General features: G+C 65.8%; 14 protein-coding genes. 2 read left to right on the forward strand and 12 right to left on the reverse strand.

The window, feature by feature from the left end:
* Positions 1-34: 34 nt before the first annotated feature.
* Positions 35-1555 carry an MFS transporter gene (locus ACOGXA_RS04460; protein WP_419926080.1) on the forward strand — a complete coding sequence of 507 codons (1521 nt, stop codon included), beginning with the start codon at positions 35-37 and terminating at the stop codon, positions 1553-1555.
* Here ACOGXA_RS04460 and ACOGXA_RS04465 read toward each other — a convergent pair.
* A complete protein-coding gene (locus ACOGXA_RS04465) occupies positions 1552-2121 on the reverse strand; it encodes an alpha/beta family hydrolase (RefSeq protein WP_419926081.1) in 570 nt (189 codons plus the stop codon). The two genes, ACOGXA_RS04460 and ACOGXA_RS04465, sit on opposite strands and share 4 nt — an antisense overlap.
* 42 nt (positions 2122-2163) lie before the next feature.
* On the reverse strand, positions 2164-3006 hold the full coding sequence (locus tag ACOGXA_RS04470; RefSeq protein WP_419926082.1) for a hypothetical protein: 843 nt from the start codon (positions 3004-3006) through the stop codon (positions 2164-2166).
* A gap of 72 nt (positions 3007-3078) precedes the next feature.
* Here ACOGXA_RS04470 and glpX point away from each other — a divergent pair, with 72 nt between their 5' ends.
* Positions 3079-4098, forward strand: coding sequence for a class II fructose-bisphosphatase (gene glpX / locus ACOGXA_RS04475; protein ID WP_419926083.1), 1020 nt, complete (start codon positions 3079-3081; stop codon positions 4096-4098).
* Between the two features lie 23 nt (positions 4099-4121).
* Here the strand turns inward: glpX and ACOGXA_RS04480 are convergent, their stop codons facing one another.
* The 10 genes from ACOGXA_RS04480 to atpE all read right to left on the reverse strand — a co-directional run bounded on the left by ACOGXA_RS04480 (position 4122) and on the right by atpE (position 14392).
* Positions 4122-5927, reverse strand: coding sequence for an ABC transporter substrate-binding protein (locus ACOGXA_RS04480; RefSeq protein WP_419926084.1), 1806 nt, complete (start codon positions 5925-5927; stop codon positions 4122-4124).
* A gap of 9 nt (positions 5928-5936) precedes the next feature.
* Positions 5937-6797 carry an SDR family NAD(P)-dependent oxidoreductase gene (locus ACOGXA_RS04485; RefSeq protein ID WP_419926085.1) on the reverse strand — a complete coding sequence of 287 codons (861 nt, stop codon included), beginning with the start codon at positions 6795-6797 and terminating at the stop codon, positions 5937-5939.
* A 103-nt stretch (positions 6798-6900) separates the two neighbouring features.
* Positions 6901-8208: a DUF222 domain-containing protein gene (locus tag ACOGXA_RS04490; RefSeq protein ID WP_419926086.1), complete on the reverse strand. Its 1308-nt coding sequence runs from the start codon at positions 8206-8208 to the stop codon at positions 6901-6903.
* Positions 8209-8486: 278 nt separating this feature from the next.
* Entirely contained in the window at positions 8487-8744 is a 258-nt protein-coding gene (locus ACOGXA_RS04495) for a F0F1 ATP synthase subunit epsilon (protein WP_419926087.1), read from the reverse strand.
* Positions 8745-8787: 43 nt separating this feature from the next.
* A complete protein-coding gene (gene atpD, locus ACOGXA_RS04500; protein ID WP_419926088.1) occupies positions 8788-10215 on the reverse strand; it encodes a F0F1 ATP synthase subunit beta in 1428 nt (475 codons plus the stop codon).
* A 14-nt stretch (positions 10216-10229) separates the two neighbouring features.
* Entirely contained in the window at positions 10230-11165 is a 936-nt protein-coding gene (locus ACOGXA_RS04505) for a F0F1 ATP synthase subunit gamma (RefSeq protein WP_419926089.1), read from the reverse strand.
* A 3-nt stretch (positions 11166-11168) separates the two neighbouring features.
* Entirely contained in the window at positions 11169-12794 is a 1626-nt protein-coding gene (gene atpA / locus ACOGXA_RS04510; RefSeq protein WP_419926090.1) for a F0F1 ATP synthase subunit alpha, read from the reverse strand.
* Between the two features lie 44 nt (positions 12795-12838).
* The gene (gene atpH, locus ACOGXA_RS04515) at positions 12839-13363 is read right to left on the reverse strand and encodes an ATP synthase F1 subunit delta (protein WP_419926091.1); all 525 of its coding nucleotides are present in this window, start codon (positions 13361-13363) and stop codon (positions 12839-12841) included.
* A 4-nt stretch (positions 13364-13367) separates the two neighbouring features.
* The gene (gene atpF / locus ACOGXA_RS04520) at positions 13368-14147 is read right to left on the reverse strand and encodes a F0F1 ATP synthase subunit B (RefSeq protein ID WP_419926092.1); all 780 of its coding nucleotides are present in this window, start codon (positions 14145-14147) and stop codon (positions 13368-13370) included.
* Positions 14144-14392, reverse strand: a complete 249-nt coding sequence (atpE, locus tag ACOGXA_RS04525; RefSeq protein ID WP_419927040.1) for an ATP synthase F0 subunit C — start codon at positions 14390-14392, stop codon at positions 14144-14146. Before atpE ends, atpF begins: the two co-directional genes overlap by 4 nt.
* Between the last annotated feature and the right edge of the window lies 1 nt (position 14393).

Consider the following 14393-nt stretch of genomic DNA (forward strand, 5'->3'; position numbering starts at 1 on the left):
GGCGGCGGACACCAGAAGTAGACTGCCTCAGCCCATGCCCCGAGTGATCTCTCGTCGCGTTCTGAGCGCTGAAGCCGCCGATGGCCTGCTGAACGGCCCCGACGGCCTGCTGAGCCCCCGCACCGACATCGTTTTGGAGCGCGCCGAGCCTGATGGGGTGTTCACCGCGGTAGAGGGGCCGGTCGATCACTACCGCCGCACGGTCGCCGTCGAGCCGATCAGCTCTGATCAGGTGGAGATCACCGAGCAGTTCGACTTCCGGCTGGCCATCCCGGTTTGGCGGGTGCTCTTCACCATCCCCGTAAGCCGGGCCCTGCGTCAGGGACGGGACCTGCCCTGGTGGCACCCCCCCGACCGCTTCACCGCCCGACAAGCTCGGATTGTGGCGCTGCTGTCCACGCTGGCGGTGCTCGCCGGGTTCTTGGGAACGCTGCTCGGCCAGACCATCACCTTTGCGCGAGAGGAGTTCGGGGAGAGCAAATCAGCCGCGGGTGTGGCCCTGTCGCTGATCCGGCTCAGCATTCTGATCACGGTGGCGGTGGCCGCACTCGCCGACCGGAAGGGCCGGCGGCGCACCCTGATCTACGCCGCGACTGGGGCCATCGTGGCCTCGGCGGCCACATCCCTGGTTGCCAACCTGGCCTCCTTGGCCGCGGTCCAGGCAACCTCCCGGGGACTGTCCCATGCCATGGCTCTGCTCGTCTTTGTGTTCGCACTCGAAGAAGCCCCGGCCGGCTCACGGGCCTTTGTGGCCTCCATGCTGGGAATGGCCGCCGGGCTGGGGTCGGGAATTGCCGTCGGGTCGGTACCCCTGGCCGACCTGGGGGTCACCGCGTGGCGACTCAGTTTCCTGATGGCGCTGGCCGGACTGCCCCTGGTGTTGTACGCGGCCCGCAGACTGCCCGAATCCCAGCGGTTCGAAACTGCCCGCCGACAGCCTCGAACCCGCCCGCCAAAGCAGCACCAATTCCGACTAGTGCTCTTGGCCGTGACCTCTTTTGCCGTGCTGTTGTTCGCCGCACCGGCCTCTCAGTTGCAAAACGACTTCTTGCGGGACGAACGGGGCTTCAGTGCCACCAAGATCACGATCTTCACTCTGCTCACTGCTTGGACCGCGGGACCGGGCATGCTCATAGCCGGCAAGCTGGCCGACCTCCGGGGCCGACGGGTTCTTGCCTCTATCGGAGTGAGCGGCGGCGCGCTGTTCGCCTGGTGGCACTTCACCCTGGCCGGATGGCCCATGTGGGTTCTGATCTCGGTTGGAACCCTTATGACCGCAACTACGGTGCCGACGCTGGGGGTGTACCGGGCTGAGATGTTCGGCACCATCCGCCGGTCGGAGTCCAACGGACTCCTGGGGATAGCCGGTGTGGCGGGCAGTGCCGCCGGACTCGCCGCCGCTGGGGTAATGGCCGACGCCTGGGGATATGGCACCGCGTTCTCGGTGTTGATTGCCGGCCCGATCGTCGTGGCCATCCTGGTGCTCCTGTTCTACCCCGAGACCACTCGGCGATCTCTTGAAGAACTCAACCCTGAAGACTCAGGAGAGGGCTAGAGGCTCGCCAACCAGCCGGCCACTGCCGCGACTATCTGCTCATCAGCCCTCTTCGGATCGTGGCGCTCTCCCTCGAGCCACACGGTGCTCACCGGGCCTTTGATGGCCGGCAGATGCTGGGCAAACTCCTCGGGACTGCCGAAGGGGTCGCGGTCGCCGGAGATGAACAGGCATGGAACGTCGATCTCTGGGAAATGCCCGGTCCGCAGACTCTCGGGCTTCTTCGGTGGGTGCAGCGGATAGCTCAGCAGCACCAGCCCCGCCGCAGCCATCCCCTCGGCCACCGCCATCGAGCACATCCTGCCGCCCATCGACCGGCCCCCTAGCACCAAGCGCCCAACATCGGTCTCCAGCCGGGCGGCGATGGCCGGAACTTCCTCGTGCAGAAAGGCCAGCAGCTTGGGCGCCCGGTCGGGGGGCCGGCGGCCCTGGTTGCGGTAGGGGAAGTTGATGCGCTCCACCGGCAGCGGGGACAGTCCCTCCGCGATGGCTGCCAGCGTGTGCTGGTCGCGGTCTCCACCCGCACCGTGGGTCAGCACCACCCCCTCCACGATCGGCCTGCTCATTGCTCCCATTACATGTACCGGCGCACTACAAGTAGCTCCGCATTACATGTAGCTCCGCAGCAATTCCCGCAGGTCCTCGGCAGCCTGCTTGGAGGCCGCGTCTCCGTCGACAGGGTCGGGCCCGGCGGCCAAGGCCACTCGCAGGGCATCGGCGGCGTCCAGCATCGCTCGCCAGAACTCGGCGTCGTAGCCCCACGGGAGACTGAGCTGGACCACCTGGTCATGAGCGATCGCGAAGTCCTCCACCGCTTTGGAGTCGACGGCGGAGCGCCGGAGCCGGTCGGAGGAAAAGAACAGCGCCTCCAGCACCTGATAGGGCTCCGCATCGGGCAGCCCCGGCCCGAACTGGTGCTGGGCAACGGCGTTGGCCAGCCGGTCGAACAGAGCGTCCACCGCCTCCTCGTCGGCCTCGCCCACTGCCAGGTTGCCGGCGTAGTCGATCTCATGGGCGATGCCCTCGGTCAACAACTCGCTCACGACATCGGCCTTGTGAGCGTCGTCGAAGTCGCCCAACTCGTACACCACCGCAGGCTGGCTCTTGTCGAACGCCGGGAGCTGGCCTCGCAGCACTTCCTCCACCGCCTTGTCCACCGCCTCCTCGTCGGCCTCGCACACGATCAGCGTCGGGCCCAGCCAGGCGTGCTCCAGTTCTTGGGCTTGCAGCGCGGCCTCCAGCCCGCTGCGGGAGTCGTATGACCACTCGTGGAACTCGTAGGCCAGTTGCTCGTCGTCGGGACCACCCACCTCTTCGGCCGGCTGCGGAGGGGTGGGAAAGGTGGCCACGCCGCATTCCGCGCACTCCGACACGTCTTCGTCGTAAGCGGCGCCGCATTGAAAGCACCAGACCATGTTGGAATGGTGGCAGATCATGCCAACCGGTGTCATCGTCGTAGCGAAGAGAAGCCCCACAAAGATGTCGGCAAGGAGTGAACGAGAGCGCTCTATGCGGCTGGCTCTATGCCGCTATGGTTGGGCAACGTGAACGCATCGCCCGAAGCCCCCGACCGCAACCTGGCGATGGAGCTGGTTCGAGTGACCGAGGTCGCTGCCCTGGCCGCTTCCCGATGGATGGGCCGGGGCGACAAGGAAGGCGCCGACGAAGCCGCGGTGGAAGCCATGCGGGTGCTGCTGCGGACCGTCCCGATGGATGGGATCGTGGTGATCGGCGAGGGCGAAAAAGATGAAGCCCCCATGCTCTTCAACGGCGAGTTGATCGGCGACGGATCCCCTCCCGAGTGCGACATCGCGGTAGACCCGATAGATGGCACCACCTTGACCTCCCTGGGCCGGAGCAACGCGTTGTCGGTGATCGCGGTCTCCGACCGGGGGACCATGTTCAACCCCGGACCTTGTGTCTACATGGAGAAGATCGCCTTCGGCCCCGAGTGCGTCGGCTATGGAATCTCACTGGACAACTCCCCCACCCGCAATCTCGAGTTGGTGGCCGAGGCCAAGAGCGAGTCGGTGCGCGACGTGACCGCGGTGATCCTCGACCGCGACCGCCACTCCGATCTGATCGCCGAGGTGCGGGACGCCGGCACCCGCATCCGCCTCATCCCCGACGGCGACGTGGCCGGCGCCATTTCCACTGCGTGGCCGGACTCTGGGGCCGACATTCTGTTCGGCATCGGCGGAACCCCCGAGGGTGTCATCGCCGCCGCGGCCCTCAAATGCATGGGGGGAGAACTGCTGGGCCGGCTTTGGCCCCGCAACGACCGGGAGCGCAGGCAAGCAGAGAAGCTGGGCCGAGACGTCAGCGCAGTGCTCACCCCCGACGACTTGGTACAGGGAGACAACTGCTTCTTCGCGGCTACCGGTATCACCGACGGCGACCTGCTCAGGGGAGTCCACTACTACAAGAACCACGCCAGCACGCAGTCGCTGGTAATGCGGTCGAAGTCGGGCACCGTCCGGCTGGTCAACGCCGACCACCAGATGGGGAAGCTGACCAGCTTCGCCGCGGTGGAATTCGGCTAGAGGTCTATTTCCGAAGGCAGCAGCTACCGGTCGGTGCGGTACAGGTAGCGCACATCCCAGTAGCCGTACAGGGTCGGTGTGTAGTTGCCGAATACGTTGCGTACCGCGCCCAGCCGCTCGCCGAGGGTGGTGTATATGAGCGGCACATTCTCCGCGATGATGGTCTGCGCCTCCCGGTAGAGAAGCACGCGCTGGGCATGGTCCAACTCGGCGCTGGCCGCGATGTACAACTCGTCGACCCGGGCCTCCCAGTCGGTGGCCGGCTCAGCCTGGTTCGGATACCACAGGTGCAAGGGTTCGCCGCTGTGCCACAGCGTGATGCCGCCGTAGGGATCGGAGTCGCCGGTGAAGCCCACCACCATGGCCTCCCAGTCATAGGTGGTGGTCAGCTGGGACACCAGCACGCCGAAGTCGACCAATTCGAACTCGACGTCGAGGCCCAGCACAGCCATCCCCTGCTCAACGATCGCGGTGACATCAGCCCGGACAGTGTTGCCCTCGTTGGTTACGAGCGTGAACGAGATCGGGTTGCCGAGATCGTCCTCGCGGATACCGTCGCTGTCGGTGTCCCGCCAGTCCAGCTCGTCGAGAATCTCGCTGGCTCTGTCCAGGTCATAGGGGTACCGGCTCACATCGGGATTGTGGAAGTCGCCGGCGGCCGGGCTCACCGACGACCACTGCGGGTAGCCCAGGCCGTGCTGCACACCGTCGATCATGGCCGCTTTGTCCATCGTGTGGGCCACCGCTTGGCGGAACTTCACGTTCTGGAACCAGCGGAGCTGCACGGGATCGACATAGCGCTCCCCCGCGTCGTTCACCCCTGGGTTCTGGTTGAACGCCAAGAAGGTGGTGCCGAAGCCGGGGCCGCGCCGGTGCAGGGTGAAGTTCTCGGCGTCGGCCAACGGCGCCAGTGCGGCGAACTCGTGGCCCAGCACGCCGTGGGAGTCTGAGGTGCCGTCGCGGAACATTGCGAGCTCGTCCTCCAAGTCTTCCACGATCACCTCCACCACCCGGTCGAGATAGGGCAAGCGCCCTCCGGCATCGTCGGCGAGCCAATAGCCGGGGTTTCGCTCGAAGACGATCCGCTCGCCCGGCGAGTATTCCCCGATGGTGAACGGGCCGGTGCCAACTATCTCCGCCGGGTCGGTGTCGAGTGCCCAGAACTCCTCGAAGCTGCTCTCCGCGATGGGCCTTTCCAAGACGTGCTTGGGGTAGATGGCGGTGCCCATCGATCGCAGAAACGGCGCGAACGGCCGGGGCAGCACGAATTCCACGGTGTATTCATCGAGCGCCGCCACCGCCATCGGCGACTCTTCCCATTGGCCGGTGTCGGGGTTCAGGTGGCGGAACTCGAACGCAGTACGACTCGAAGCGTGGAAGTCCTCGCTGTAGATGACCTCATTGAAGGTGAACTCAACATCGTGAGCGGTGAACGGCGTGCCGTCGTGCCAGCGCACGTCGTCGCGCAGGTGGAACACCCAGCGCAGACCGTCGTCGGAACGCTCCCACGACTCGGCCAGTAGAGGCTCGACTTCATCGGTCAGCCATGAAGTCTCGGTGAGGCCCTCGAACAGGTATGACAGCACACGCCCCGATCCGGCATCGTTCGACAACGCCAGGTTGAACGTCAGCGGCTCGGAGATGGTCGCCACGGTGAGGGTGCCCCCGTGGGTGCCGACCTCGTAGGAGAACCCTTCGGCGTTGCGGCGGAGCTCCTTCACGATGGCCTCAGCAGGCGAGGCGGATTCCGCTGGGCCGGGGTCGTCGCTGCACCCGGCCATCAACACCGCGATGACTGCTATGGGCAGGAAAGGTCTTGCCATCTTCATCTGCTGCTCCTAGCGGTCCAGATTCTGGCCCCGGCGGGCGACCCGCCCGATGATCGACCGGCGAACACCTCGGGGGGCTTTGCTGGAGAATATCGCCAACAGCTTATTGTGCCGGCCAGTCACAACCTCGGGCCGGGACCGGGCCGCAGCCCTCAATGCCTCAGCGGCAACGGCGTCTGCGCTCTGCCATCCCACCGACGGCCAGTTGTCGAGGTTCCAGCGTCCTCGCTCGTGGAACTCTGTTCGAGTCAGCCCCGGCATCACTGTGGTCACCGCCACCCCGGTGCCCTTGTGCTCTTCATGCAAGGCTTCGCCCAGGCTGGTTATGAACGCCTTGGTAGCTGCGTATACCGCGGTCATGGGCAGGCCTTGCAGCGACGCCATGGAAGACACCAGGACTACCTGGCCCCTGTCCCGGGAGGTCATGGTCTTCAGCGCCACATGAGTCAGGCGGACCAGCGCTTGCACGTTCACATCTATCGTCTCTGAGATCTGAGCGGGGGCCTGGGTGTGGAACGGGCCTTCGTAGCCCAGCCCGGCGTTGTTCACCAGCAGGTCGATGGGCGCCTCGTCGGCAGCCACTCGGCGCTCCACAGCCATAAGCCCGCTCGGGTCGGACAAGTCGGCGGCCAGGACCTCCACTCCTAGGCCCGCTCTGCCGGCCCGCAGTTCCGCAGCCAGCTCATCCAGCCGGTCGCCGTTTCTGGCCACCAGCACCAGATCCACCCCGGCGGCGGCCAACTGCGCCGCCATTTCTCGCCCGATCCCCGCCGACGCCCCCGTTACCAGCGCCCGCTCCCACCGAGTCCCCTGAGACCTTCCCAAACTCATTCCAAGCACTCCCATCAGGCGCATTGCCAACTGATTCACATCGGCCAAGCTATCGTTTGGCGGCACTGGACGGCGTTGTGTCAGTTCAACAGCAGATGCTTGGATCGTTCGGGCCGCCAGGTGGTGATTCGGCTTTTCTTCCCTAGGAGAAAGCCACACCCCGCACCCGCAGCTTGGATCGTTCGGGCCGCCAGGTGGTGATTCCTTTTTCGGGGAAGGCGCCGGGGTAGTCATCGGGGCTGGATTGCGATTCCGGGCAGGGTGGCCCTGAGCGTGCCTGTCCAGGCAGGAGATCGGCGTAGGGCGAAGGCGGTGGTCGTAGTTCGTAGGCGCCGTTCCGGTTTCGGTACACAACCCAGCCGTCGTCGTGGATGTTGTGGTGGCAGCTCTTGCAGACCAGGACCAGGTTGTCAATGTCGGTTGGACCGCCCGACAGCCATTCTTCGATGTGGTGGGCCTCGCACCACACCGCTGATCGTCCGCAGCCGATGCAGTGCTTGTCGCGGATGATGAGCGCGGCCCGCTGGGCCTCGGTGGCCAAGCGGTGCTTGCGTCCCACCCACAGTTCCTGGGTCTTGGTGTCGAACACGGTGGGCACAACGTCTGCGTTGCAAGCCAGCCGCAGAGCCTCAGAGACAGGCAAGGGTGTGCCGTCGAGCAGGCGGGCATCGGCCAGCTTCTGGTTCAGCGCGTCCCAGTCAGCGGTCAAGATCAAGGTGGTGCTCTGGGGCTTGCGGTCTTTGGCGTCGGCGCAGACCAGATTCTCCAACGCGTCGGCCATCCGCTGTTGGAAGGCGGTCTGATCGCCGGCGTCGCTGGCGTTGCGCTGACGGCGCACCTCATCGGCCAGCGCTGCCTCGAACCGGTTCCCGGCAACCGGGTCGAACCGCCCGTTCAAGATGAACATGCCGTCGTCGGGAGACTTGAAGAAGCTCACAGAGCGGCGTTCGCGCTGTTTGGCCATCAACGACTTGCCGTCGTCGCCCGACCGCTCATGTTGGTGATCGCGCAACATGCGGGAGAACGTGCCGAAGTCCTGGTGTCGGGCTGCTTCGACCAGAACGGTCTCGTCAACCGGACCCTGGGAAGCAGCCTTGGCGATCTGCTTGGCGTGGGCTTCGGGAATCTCCCCGGTGCCCAACGCATCGAGGGTCTCGGGAACCTGCGAGAGCTGAGAGGCCGTCTCCACCTCCCGGCGGGCCTGCTGCTTGGACGCTTGAAGCTCGTCTAGAGCCACCCGCCGCGCCAAACCCTCGCCTCCTCGGCTGGCATACTCAGCCAGCGCAGCCGCCTTCATCGCCGCCAGCCGAGCCTCGGCCCCTTTGATCAACCCCAACCGCCCCCGCAACTCCGACAACGACAGCCCGGCCACATCAACCGCCTCCGGCCAAACCGGCCCAGAAGGTTCGCCGCCAGCCCGTTTCCCCTGCTTGGGGGTTCTAAACTCCATACATGCAAGTATACCAACCCCAGTGACAACAACCATCTGAATAAACGTGTATAAGCGAAGTTATATTGAAAACTATTGACTAGGATGTGAACACAAGCAACATGGCTCACATCAATGTTAAAGTGCAATCGGAACCTAAATCGAGGCAAGCCGGTGTCCCGCCACGTTCCTGCGATCGGTGGCAGCAGTGGCAGCACAGGCATCTGTGGTGCCCTTACGGAGTTAGCCTGCTTCTGGGACGACCCCCGTAGCGGCGCCATGAGGCTCGCCGCTGGCGGCTAGGCCAAAACAGCGGTGTCGCTGAGGAGGGCGATGTTGTCGTGGGATACCTCGACGAAACCGCGCTCGACGGCGATGGTGGTTTTGGCGCCGTCGGTGGTGTACACCCGGACCTCGCTGGGCACCAGGACGCCCAGGAAGGGCACGTGGCCGGGCTGGAAGGCGATCTCTCCGTCGGTGGTGCGGGCCACCACCATTTCGGCTTCGCCGGTGTAGACGATCTCCTCGGGGGAGACGAGCTCTACGGTCAGAGACATCGCTACTTCCCCAGCTCCAACGCTTCGCAACCCTCAGCCACAGCTAGGCCGCCTGAGCCTCGAGTTCGGCGGCTTTGCGGTGGGCGTCCTCGGCGCCGCCGACCATGAAGAAGGCCTGCTCGGGCAGGTCGTCGAGGTCGCCGTTCACCAGGGCCTCGAACGAGTCCACCGTCTCGTTCACCGAGGTGAAGATCCCGCCCATGCCGGTGAACACCTCGGCCACGAACATGGGCTGCGACAAGAACCGCTGCACCTTGCGGGCCCGGGACACGATCACCTTGTCCTCCTCCGACAGCTCGTCGAGGCCCAAGATGGCGATGATGTCCTGAAGCTCCTTGTAGCGCTGGAGGATCTCCTGCACCCGGCGGGCCACGCCGTAGTGGCGGTCCCCCACCACCTCAGGAGTGAGGATGGTCGAGGTGGAGGCCAGCGGGTCCACCGCCGGGTAGATACCGAGCGCGGCGATGTCGCGGCTCAGCTCGGTGGTGCCGTCGAAGTGGGTGAACGAGGTGAACGGCGCCGGGTCGGTGTAGTCGTCAGCGGGCACGTACACGGCCTGCAATGAGGTGATGGACCGACCCCGGGTGGAGGTGATGCGCTCCTGGAGCTCACCCATCTCGTCGGCCAGTGTGGGCTGATAGCCCACCGCCGATGGCATGCGGCCCAACAGGGTGGACACCTCCGAGCCGGCCTGCACGAAGCGGAAGATGTTGTCGATGAACAGAAGCACGTCCTGGTTCTGCACGTCGCGGAAGTACTCGGCCATGGTCACCCCGGCTAGGCCCACCCGCAGCCGCACGCCGGGGGGCTCGTCCATCTGGCCGAACACCAGGGCGGCCTTGTCCAAAACGCCCGACTCCTCCATCTCCAAGAACAGGTCGGTGCCCTCACGGGTGCGCTCGCCCACACCGGCGAACACCGACACGCCGCCGTGCTGGGTGGCCACCCGGTTGATCATCTCGGTGATGAGCACCGTCTTGCCCACACCGGCGCCGCCGAACAGGCCGATCTTGCCGCCCTCCTTGTAGGGGGTGAGCAGGTCGATCACCTTGATGCCGGTCTCGAACATGCGGGTGGACGGCTCCAGGGAGTCGAACGACGGGGCCGGGCGGTGGATCTCCCACTCCTCGCCCACGTCAAGAGTGCTGCGGTCGGTGTCGAGGCAATCCCCCACCACGTTCCACACGTGGCCCAGGGTGACGTCGCCCACCGGCACGGTCATGCCCTGGCCGGTGTTGCGCACTGGTGTGCCCCGGGTGAGGCCGTCGGTGGGCTTGAGGGCTATGGCTCGCACCCGTCCATCGCCGATCTGCTGGGCCACCTCGGCCTTGACGGTCACGGTCTCCCCGTCGACGTTCACATCGAACTCGAGGGCGGTGTTGATCTCCGGCAGTGCGTCCGGGGGGAACTCGGCGTCGATGACCGGGCCGGCGATAGCGACAACCCGGCCGTCTTTGAGGTTCTCCGACATCTGTATTCCTACTCCTACTGGTTGGCGGTGGCGAGGAGATCGGCGATTTCGCCGTCATCGTCCTCGTCCTTAAGGGCTTCGGCACCGCCGACGATCTCCATGATCTCGGTGGTGATGGCGTCTTGGCGGGCCCGGTTCATGGCCCGGGTGAGCTTGGTGATCAGATCCTCGGCGTTGTCGGTGGCCGCCTTCATGGCCCGCTGGCGGTTGGCGTGCTCGGAGGCGGCCGCGTCCAACAGCGCCGAGAACAGCCTCGACTCCACATACCGGGGCAAAAGCGACTCCAGCACACCCTCGGGAGAGGGCTCGAACTCGAACGCGGCCCGCAGCTCGCCCGAGCCGGCCGCGGCGATCACATCGATGCTCTCCAGCGGCAAGAAGCGCCGCACCGCCACCCGCTGGGTGCCGATGGTGAAGAACTCCATGTAGGCCAGGATCACCTCGTCGATGTAGCCTGATTCGAACCGGTCGGCCACCACCTCAGCCACTTGGCGGGCATCGTCGTAGGTGGGGGTGTCGCTCATGCCGGTGAAAGACTCGTCGATCCGGTAGTTGCGGAATCGGAAGTAGTCCTGCCCTTTCTTGCCGATGAGCATGAGCGAATAGTCCTGCCCCTTGGTCTGGGCGTCCATCAGCTCCCGCTCAGCGGCCTTGATCACCGAGCTGTTGTACGGCCCGGCCAGGCCCCGGTCGGAGGTGATGACCACGAATCCCACCCGGCGCACCGGCTCCCGCCGCTCCAGCAGCGGATGGGAGGCCTCAGCGCCTCCGGCGGCCACATCCTCGATGACGCTCGTGAGCTTCGTCGAGTAGGGGCGGGCGGCGTGGGCCCGCTGCTGGGCCTTGACCACTCGGGTGGCGGCGATCAGCTCCATAGCACGGGTGATCTTCTTGGTGGACTGCACCGACGAGATGCGTCGGCGAAGTGCGCGCTCTTGACCACCCGGCATAGATCAGTCTTCCTCGGGCCGCTGGATGTCGGTCTCGGGAAGTGTGTGGTCGGCGTCGATCACCCCGGCCTTTGCCGCGGCTTGAGCCTCGGCGTCGGGCTCGTCGCCCTCGGGCTCGGCCGACGACTCGAACTGGGCGGCGAAGGCCGAAACCGCGGCTTCCAGCCCCTCTTCGTCCACCGCGCCGGAATCCACCACAGCCGACATCAGCCCGGCGTTGCGGGTCCGGACCCATTCCAACAACTCCGACTCGAAGCGGGCCACGTCCTCGACGGGGATGGTGTCGAGATAGCCCCTGGTTCCGGCGAACAGCGACACCACCTGCTCCTCCACCGGCATGGGCGTCTGGATGCCCTGCTTGAGCAACTCGGTAAGGCGGTAGCCCCGGTCGAGCTGGGCCTGGGACACCGCGTCGAGGTCGGAGCCGAAGGCGGCGAATGCCTCAAGCTCGCGGAACTGCTGGAGGTCGGCCTTGAGCGTGCCCACCGCGGTCTTCATGGCCTTGATCTGGGCGGCCGATCCCACCCGGGAAACCGAGATGCCCACATCCACCGCGGGCCGCACTCCCGACTTGAACAGGTCGTCTTGCAAGAAGATCTGCCCGTCGGTGATGGAGATCACGTTGGTGGGAATGTAAGCCGACACGTCGCCGGCCTTGGTCTCGATGATGGGCAGCGCGGTCAAAGAGCCCGCCCCCCGCTCGTCGCTCAGCTTGGCCGCCCGCTCGAGCAGCCGGCTGTGCAGGTAGAACACATCGCCGGGATAGGCCTCTCGACCGGGCGGGCGGCGCAACAGCAGCGCCATCTGGCGGTAGGCCTCGGCCTGCTTCGACAAGTCGTCGTACACCGCTAGGGCGTGACCGCCGTTGTCCATCCAGTGCTGGCCCATGGCGCAGCCGGCGTAGGGGGCCAGGTACTTGAACGGCGCCGGATCAGAGGCCGGGGCCACCACCACCACCGTGTACTCCATGGCGCCCCGCTCGGCCAGCGTGGCCACCGCCTGGGCCACGGTGGAGGCCTTCTGGCCGATGGCCACATAGATGCACTTCACCCCCTGGCCCTTCTGGTTCAAGATGGTGTCCATGGCCACGGTGGTCTTGCCCGTCTTGCGGTCGCCGATAATCAGCTCCCGCTGGCCCCGGCCGATGGGAATGAGCGAGTCGATGGCCTTGATACCGGTCTGGATGGGCTCATGCACCGGCTTGCGCCCGGTGATACCGGGGGCCTGCACCTCCATGCGGCGGGTTTCGGCGCCCACAATGGGACCCTTGCCGTCCACCGGTTCGCCGAGGGCGTTCACCACCCGGCCCAAAAGGGCATCGCCCACTGGAACCGACAAAATGTCGCCGGTGGAACGGACGGCCTGGCCCTCTTCGATCTCGTCCACCTCGCCGAGCACCACTGCGCCGATGGAGCCCTCGTCGAGGTTCAGGGCCAAGCCAATAGTCCCGTTCTCGAACTCCAGCATCTCGTTCACCGCCGCGCCGGGCAGCCCGGAGATGCGGGCGATGCCGTCGCCCACCTCGGTGACCCGCCCCACCTGGGCCAACTCGACCTCGGGCTGGAATCCCTCCAGGTTTCGGCGGATGGCCTCGGCGATAGCGCCAGTGTCGATGGTCAGCTCTGCCATTGCTCTCCTCGGTAAGAAACGTTCATCAAATCAATCGCATCGGGCTAGAAGGTGTCCCGAAGCTGGCTCAGGCGGTGGCGCACCGATCCGTCGATCACCTCGTCGCCGATGGTGGCCACCACGCCGCCCATGATGCTGGGATCGACGACCACCTTGATATCCACCTGATGGCCGGTGGCTGCGCTCAGCGCGGCCGACAGCCTTCCAGCCTGGTCGTCGGTCAGCGCTACCGCAGTGCGCACCTCGGCCACCGAGCGGCCCCGGTCGCGGGCGTTGATCTCCACTGCCTCTCGGGCGATGCCGATCAGATCGGAAGACCGCCCCGCGGCCACGATCATCGACACCACCGCGGTGGTGGTCTCCAACGCCTGGCCGCCCAGCAGGTCTTCCACGATCTGCTGACGGCGCGCCGCGGGGACTTGCCGATCGGACAGCGTCATCCGCAGCTCATCGGAGCCCTCCAGCGCCCGAGCAACGCGGAAAAGCTCGTCAGACACCACGTCGAGGTTGCCCTCGGCCCGGGCCACTGCGGCCACGGCGTCGGCGTAGCTGGCTGACCGTTCGGCCATGGCCCTAACCCTGGTCGGCGCCCACGCGGGCGATGTAGTCGTCGACTAGCTGGCGCTGCATCTCCGGGTTTTCCAAGCTGCGGCCCAGCACCGCCTCGGCGGCGCCGAGGGCGATGTCGGACACCTCCGACTGCAAATCGGCGATGGCTTGGCGCTTAGAGGCCTCAACGTCGGCCGCTGCCCGCTCTCGCATGTCGGCGATATCGGCCTCGGCCCGGGCCTGAAGGTCGGCTCGCACGGTGGCGGCCTGATCCCGGGCTTCGTCCACGATGCGGACGGCCCCAGCCTTGGCGTCGGCCAGTTCCGCTTCGTAGCGGGCCTTGACCTCGGCGGCCTCAGCCCGCTCCCGGTCGGCGTCGTCGAGGGAGTCTTGGATCCGCTGGGTGCGCTGTTCCATGAGGTTCTTCACCACCGGGAACAGCTTCCACTTCATCAGCGCCAGCAACACCACAAACGCCGCTCCGCCCCAGATGATCTCAGTCGGATCGGGGACGATCGGGTTGGGTGCTTCTACACAGCCCTCGAGGTCCGTCTCGTATTTTTCAACGATCTCCTCTTTGGCTTCCTTCGCAGCCTCTCGCTCGTGCTCTGATGCCGCTTCGTTGCCGATGGTCGCTTTGAGAGCTTTGATCTCATCGAAGTCTTCGTTGACCAGCTCTTCGACTGTGACCACCTCATCAAAGATGCATGAACCCACCGTTTCTCCGACGGCGTTGGCCACCGACGCGCTGAGTGCGATCGCGGCCACCATCACGGTGGCCGCGGCCAAGAGCCGCCTGCTCATGCCGGCAGAAGGAGGATGAAGACGACGAAACCGATGAGGGCCAGCGCCTCGGTGAAGGCGATCCCCAAGAACATCGTGGTCCGGGCCACACCGGCCGACTCAGGCTGACGGGCCATGGCGGTGATGGCGTTGCCCACCACGATGCCGATGCCGATGCCGGGGCCGATGGCGGCAAGGCCGTATCCAAGACCCGCGCCGATCGCTTTCAGGCCTTCTTGGGCGTCGCCGGTAAGTTCGGCAAGGATG

The sequence above is a fragment of the Candidatus Poriferisocius sp. genome, assembly GCF_965208475.1.
GTDB lineage: Bacteria > Actinomycetota > Acidimicrobiia > Acidimicrobiales > Bin134 > Poriferisocius.

Bases quoted from the DNA above. Each gene is read 5' to 3' on its own strand.
- atpD (WP_419926088.1), bottom strand. From the start codon at position 10,215: ATGTCGGAGAACCTCAAAGACGGCCGGGTTGTCGCTATCGCCGGCCCG.
- ACOGXA_RS04480 (WP_419926084.1), bottom strand. From the start codon at position 5,927: ATGAAGATGGCAAGACCTTTCCTGCCCATAGCAGTCATCGCGGTGTTG.
- ACOGXA_RS04505 (WP_419926089.1), bottom strand. From the start codon at position 11,165: ATGCCGGGTGGTCAAGAGCGCGCACTTCGCCGACGCATCTCGTCGGTG.
- ACOGXA_RS04495 (WP_419926087.1), bottom strand. From the start codon at position 8,744: ATGTCTCTGACCGTAGAGCTCGTCTCCCCCGAGGAGATCGTCTACACC.
- ACOGXA_RS04490 (WP_419926086.1), bottom strand. From the start codon at position 8,208: ATGGAGTTTAGAACCCCCAAGCAGGGGAAACGGGCTGGCGGCGAACCT.
- ACOGXA_RS04460 (WP_419926080.1), top strand. From the start codon at position 35: ATGCCCCGAGTGATCTCTCGTCGCGTTCTGAGCGCTGAAGCCGCCGAT.
- atpF (WP_419926092.1), bottom strand. From the start codon at position 14,147: ATGAGCAGGCGGCTCTTGGCCGCGGCCACCGTGATGGTGGCCGCGATC.
- glpX (WP_419926083.1), top strand. From the start codon at position 3,079: ATGCCGCTATGGTTGGGCAACGTGAACGCATCGCCCGAAGCCCCCGAC.
- atpA (WP_419926090.1), bottom strand. From the start codon at position 12,794: ATGGCAGAGCTGACCATCGACACTGGCGCTATCGCCGAGGCCATCCGC.
- ACOGXA_RS04465 (WP_419926081.1), bottom strand. From the start codon at position 2,121: ATGAGCAGGCCGATCGTGGAGGGGGTGGTGCTGACCCACGGTGCGGGT.
- ACOGXA_RS04470 (WP_419926082.1), bottom strand. From the start codon at position 3,006: ATGACACCGGTTGGCATGATCTGCCACCATTCCAACATGGTCTGGTGC.
- atpH (WP_419926091.1), bottom strand. From the start codon at position 13,363: ATGGCCGAACGGTCAGCCAGCTACGCCGACGCCGTGGCCGCAGTGGCC.